The sequence below is a fragment of the Paenibacillus thiaminolyticus genome, from assembly GCF_003591545.1.
Classification (GTDB): Bacteria; Bacillota; Bacilli; order Paenibacillales; family Paenibacillaceae; genus Paenibacillus_B; species Paenibacillus_B thiaminolyticus_A.
In genome coordinates, this window is the sequence record NZ_QYZD01000109.1 from 1 (window position 1) to 650 (window position 650).

Annotated in this window: 1 protein-coding gene; it reads right to left on the reverse strand. The window is 49.4% G+C overall.

Annotated features, from left to right (window positions below; translation table 11 throughout):
* Positions 1 to 390: 390 nt before the first annotated feature.
* Positions 391 to 650: transposase (locus tag DQX05_RS30165; RefSeq protein ID WP_147385262.1), on the reverse strand; the 260-nt coding region annotated here is incomplete at its 5' end.

Here is a 650-nt window from a genome sequence, read left to right on the forward strand (position 1 = left end):
CTCCCTCTAGAGGCAGCACATTTCTCTTGCATACTCGCTTATTCGCAGGATTTCGTGGTCCTTTGAGTAGGAATAACAGGATTGAAAATCGGCAGATGACCCCGGAACGGTTGAACGGCATGCGGGAATAGAGGGGTAGTAGAATACCCCATTTTATTCCTTTTATGATGCACGTTTCTCCACAATCCTTCGAGGATTCACGCTCCCATGTCTCAACGGGTCTACGCCCTTGCCTTCCTTCGTTAAATCTGCTCAAGGAGTGGAGGTCGATCATGTTCAGGTAACGGGTCCAGGCCCTTCAGCGATGGGAACTCGATCCTCCGTGCTTTTTGAAATCCTGCGAACGAGCCAGTATGCAACGACCTCAGATAAACGATTGTCCAGACGCCACTATGCAGCTCTAGTCAACGGATTTGCCCTCCCTTCTTGAAATGCTTCTCCAGTGCGAGCCATGGCAACAAGAATACGCGCAAGTTTGCCTATAAGCTTGAATACCGATCTCTGTTTTTTCATCTTCCGTACCTCTACGTTCTGCCGATGCCATTTTTTAAAAGATGGATGGTGAGCGACCAAGCTCATGACGGCCAAGTACAAATACTTACGGAGTTGCCTCCGCCCGCGTTTGGAGATGACGACTTGCCCCTTCTTCT